This is a genomic window from Roseisolibacter sp. H3M3-2, from assembly GCF_029211165.1.
GTDB lineage: Bacteria > Gemmatimonadota > Gemmatimonadetes > Gemmatimonadales > Gemmatimonadaceae > Roseisolibacter.
In genome coordinates, this window is sequence record NZ_JARGEK010000373.1 from 1 (window position 1) to 4,582 (window position 4,582).

General features: G+C 73.2%; 2 protein-coding genes. Both read left to right on the forward strand.

Annotation, left to right across the window (positions count from 1 at the left end; translation table 11 throughout):
• Window positions 1–3,129: putative LPS assembly protein LptD (locus PYV61_RS21320; RefSeq protein WP_275835438.1), on the forward strand; the 3,129-nt coding region annotated here is incomplete at its 5' end.
• A 27-nt stretch (window positions 3,130–3,156) separates the two neighbouring features.
• On the forward strand, window positions 3,157–4,582 hold a 1,426-nt coding region (hutH, locus tag PYV61_RS21325; protein ID WP_275835440.1), incomplete at its 3' end, for a histidine ammonia-lyase.

Genomic DNA, 4,582 nt, shown 5'->3' on the forward strand with positions numbered 1-4,582 from the left:
CGCGTGAGCGCGCGCCCGCGCGCGGTGCAGGCGGCGCTCGCCGCCGCCGCGCCGCTCAGTGCCCAGCCGCGGCTCCCGGGGCTCCCCGGCGTGCCGGGGGGCGCGGGCGGGCGCGGCGCCGGCGCCCGTCCCGGCGAGGCGGCGCGCCCCGACTCGGCGCTGGTGAAGTTCCTCCAGCCCGACTCGACGATGGCGGCGCTGCTGGAGCGCCCGGGCTTCACGGCGACCCGCTACCAGGGCGACACGGTCCGCTTCCGCGCGGGCGACCGCACCCTCTCGCTCGAGGGGAGGCCGGCGGCGGTGCAGCGCGACCAGACGCTGCTCGTCGGCAGCGCCGTCGAGTACAACGACTCGACGCAGATCATCGTCGCCCGCCCGGACTCGGTCCGCGGGGACACGGTCTTCCTGCGCGATCCGAACCAGGCCGACGTGGCGGTGCGCGGGCGCATCGTCTACTACCTCGCCGAGCGGCGCGGCACCATCGAGCAGTTCCAGACGTCGGTGACGTCAGGGGAGACCTGGTTCGTCGCCGGCGAGCGCGGCGCCCTCGTGAGCGATTCGATCGTCGAGGGGAAGCGCTACGTTTTCGCCCGCGACGGCTCGGTCACGAGCTGCAACGAGACGGTCCCGCATTACCACTTCCAGGCGCGCGACATCAAGATGGTGACGCGCAACCTGCTGGTCGTGCGCCCGGCCGTGCTCTACATCGCCGACGTGCCGGTGATGTGGCTGCCGTTCGTCTTCCAGGACATGCGGAGCGGGCGGCGCAGCGGGCTGCTCACCCCGCGCTTCGGCGTCGCGGAGCTGATCCGCAACAGCCCGTCGTACCGCCGGTCGCTGGAGAACCTGGGGTACTACTTCAACCTCGGCGACTTCGCCGACGCGTCGGCGTGGCTGGACTGGCGCAGCGGTTCGCGCGGCGACGGCTTCGACCCGGGGTGGATCCGCGGCAACGCCGAGGCGCGCTACCGCGTCATCGACCGCTTCCTGCAGGGGCGGCTGTCGGCGTCGTACACGGCCAACCGCACGGGCGACCGCAACCTGGCGATCTCGCTGGGGCACGAGCAGTCGTTCAACCAGCAGCGCCGCCTCTCGGCGAACCTGAACTACGTCCAGAACACCACGGTCCAGCGGCAGAACAGCATCAACCCGGCGGCCGTGCTGGGGACGATCGCGTCGCAGCTGAACTTCCAGGACCGGTTCGGCCCGATGTCGTTCAGCATCGGCGGCTCGCGCAAGCAGTACCCGGGGCGCGACCAGGTCGACCAGGACTTCCCGAACGTCAACCTGACCTCGCGCACCATCGAGGTCGGGGAGAACTTCGCCTGGACGCCGACGCTCTCGCTGTCGAACTCGCAGAACTTCCGCATCGACCAGGGGCAGCAGTTCAACGTCCTGCTGCGCCCGAACGCGTCGGGGCGGATCGACAGCGTCGCGGTGAACGCGGCGCGCCGCAGCACGCAGCTCCGGGTCGAGTCGCCGCTGAAGATCTTCGACTTCAACTGGACGAACTCGTTCTCGTTCTCCGAGACGGTCGAGGACTTCCCGCAGACGCGCACGGTGTTCCGCGACCCGCGTGACACCACCAGCCGCGAGACGCGCGTCTTCCGGCAGACCTTCCAGTCGAACCTGGACTGGAACACGTCGTTCAACCTGCCGCGCTTCCTCCAGGGGACGTGGAACGTCTCGCCCACGGTCAGCCTCTCCAACGTCGAGAGCGACCGCGGGGCGGGGCTCTTCGTGCGCTCGGAGCAGTCCGGCGGGCGGTGGGTCGCGCAGCGCAAGCGCGCCTCGTTCGGCCTCTCGGCGTCGCCGACCTTCTACGCCTTCCCGCCGGGCTTCGGCCGCGTCGAGCGGTTCCGCCACTCGATCAACCCGGTCATCTCGTTCAGCTACTCGCCGACGGCCAAGGTCAGCGACGAGTTCCTGGCCGCCCTCGGACGCGCGTCGCAGGGCTACCTCGGCTCGCTGATGCAGAGCCGCGTGTCGCTCCAGCTGTCGTCGAACCTCGAGGCCAAGCTGCGCGGGCGCCGGCCGAGCGAGCCCGCGTCGGGGCAGCCCACGACGACGGCCCCGGGGGACAGCGCGGGCGCGCCGGCGGACTCGCTGGGCGGCGTCGGCGACACGACGCGCACGCCGCTGCGGACCGACGCCGGCGGGTCGGCCGTCGCCGAGGGGACGAAGGTGCGGCTGCTGTCGCTCAACTTCACGCCGCTCAGCTTCGACTTCGTCCGCGCCGACTCGCTCGGCAAGAGCCTGTTCAGCAAGCGGGGCTTCACCGACCAGACGTTCGGGATCAGCGCGCGCTCCGACCTCATCCCGGGGCTCGACTTCAACACGCGCTACTCGCTGTTCCTGGGCGACCCGGTGACCGACACGGCGGTGTTCAAGCCGTACCGGACCGAGACCGGCGTCACCTTCTCGCTCGACCAGAACTCGCCGATCTTCGGCACGATCGCGCGGCTCTTCGGGCGGCGGACGCAGCCCACGTCGACCACGGGGACGCAGACGCCGACGCAGGGGCGCCCCGGGACCGCGGCGGGGGGCGACGCCTTCTTCTCGCGCCAGGCGGTGGCGCAGCAGGTGGCCGGGCAGGGGGCGCGCAACGCGCAGTTCGACGTGCCGACCGGCCAGGGGTGGCAGGCGTCGGTCTCGTACACGTCGTCGCGGCAGCGCCCCGACATCGTCGGCGGCACGGTGGCGGCCGACCCGACGGTGCAGTGCCGGGCGTTCGTGAACCAGCCGACCTACGTGTACGAGCGCTGCCTCATCAACGCGCAGGCGAACCCGCAGCCCGGCACGCCCCTCGGCCAGACCACGTACGGCGGGCCGGTGTTCCTGACGCCGCCGCAGCAGTCGCTGACGCTCAACACGAGCTTCCCGATCACGCAGAAGTGGGCCGCCCAGTGGTCCACGACCTACGACGCGCAGCGCGGCGGCTTCGCCAGCAACCAGGTCACGCTGCAGCGCGAGCTGCACGACTGGCGCGCGGTGTTCGCCTTCACGCAGTCGCCGAACGGGAACTTCGGGTTCAACTTCTTCGTCGCGCTCAAGGCGCAGCCGGACCTGAAGTTCGACTACAACCGGCAGACCTTCCGCGACCCGAGCGGCTCCGCCTCCTTCCCCTGACCGGGGTCGCGGGTGGACATTCCCCGCATGACCGGGAACGACGGCAGGGACGGCTCCGAAGTGCTCCTCGACGGGCGCGCGCTGACGCTCGCCCGCCTCCGCGCGGTGGCCGACGGCGCGGGCGCGCGGCTCGCCCCGGAGGCGCGCGCGCGGATGGCGGCGACCCGCGCCGTGGTCGAGGACATCGTGGCGCGCGACGCGGTGGTCTACGGCGTCACCACCGGCTTCGGGAAGCTGTCCGAGGTCGCGATCCCCGGCCCCAAGCTGCGGGCGCTGCAGGTGAACCTGGTGCGCAGCCACGCGGCCGGCGTCGGCGCGCCGCTGCCGACGCGCGAGGTGCGCGCGATGCTGCTGCTGCGGGCCAACGTGCTCGCCCGCGGGCACTCGGGCGCCCGGCCGGAGCTGGTCGACCTGCTGCTCGGCATGCTCTCCCGCGGCGTGCACCCGGTGGTCCCCGAGCAGGGGAGCGTCGGCGCCAGCGGCGACCTCGCGCCGCTGTCGCACCTCGCGCTGGTGCTGATCGGCGAGGGGGAGGCGGAGGTCGGCGGCGTCGTGCGGCCGGGGGGCGAGGCGCTGGCGGCCGCCGGGCTCGCGCCGCTGACGCTGGAGCCCAAGGAGGGGCTCGCGCTCATCAACGGGACGCAGGCGCACACCGCGGTCGGCGCGCTCGCGCTGGCCGACGCGCTGGCGCTCTGGCAGACCGCGCACGCCGCCGGCGCCATGACGCTGGAGGCGCTGATGGGCACCCCCGACGCCTTCGACGCGCGCATCCACGACGTGCGCGGGCAGCCGGGGCAGCGCGAGAGCGCGGCGCTGCTGCGCGCGCTGCTGGCCGACAGCGAGATCCGCGAGTCGCACCGCACCGGCGACCCGCGGGTGCAGGACGCCTACGCGCTGCGCTGCATGCCGCAGGTGCACGGCCCCGTGCTCGACGCGCTGCGCTTCGCCGCCGGCTCGCTGGGGCGCGAGCTGAACGCCGCGACCGACAACCCGCTCGTGTTCGACGACGGGACGATGCTCAGCGGCGGCAACTTCCACGGGCAGGCGGGCGCGCTGGCCGCCGACCTGCTGGCGATCGTGCTGACCAACCTCGCGGTCATGAGCGAGCGCCGCACCGACCGGCTGGTGCACCCGGACCTCAGCCACGGGCTCCCGGCGTTCCTCGCCGCCGAGCCGGGGGTCGAGTCGGGGTACATGATGGCCCAGGTGACCGCGGCCGCGCTGGCCAGCGAGTGCAAGACGCTGGCGCACCCGGCGAGCGTGGACACGATCCCGACCGACGGGAGCAAGGAGGACGTCGTGCCGATGGCGATGGGGGCCGCGCTCAAGCTGCGGCGCGTCGTGCACAACGTGCGGCACGTGCTCGCCATCGAGCTGCTGTGCGGCGCGCGCGGGCTCGACCTGCGCGCGCCGCAGCGCCCGGCGCGCGGCGTCCCGGCGACCGACTCGGTGA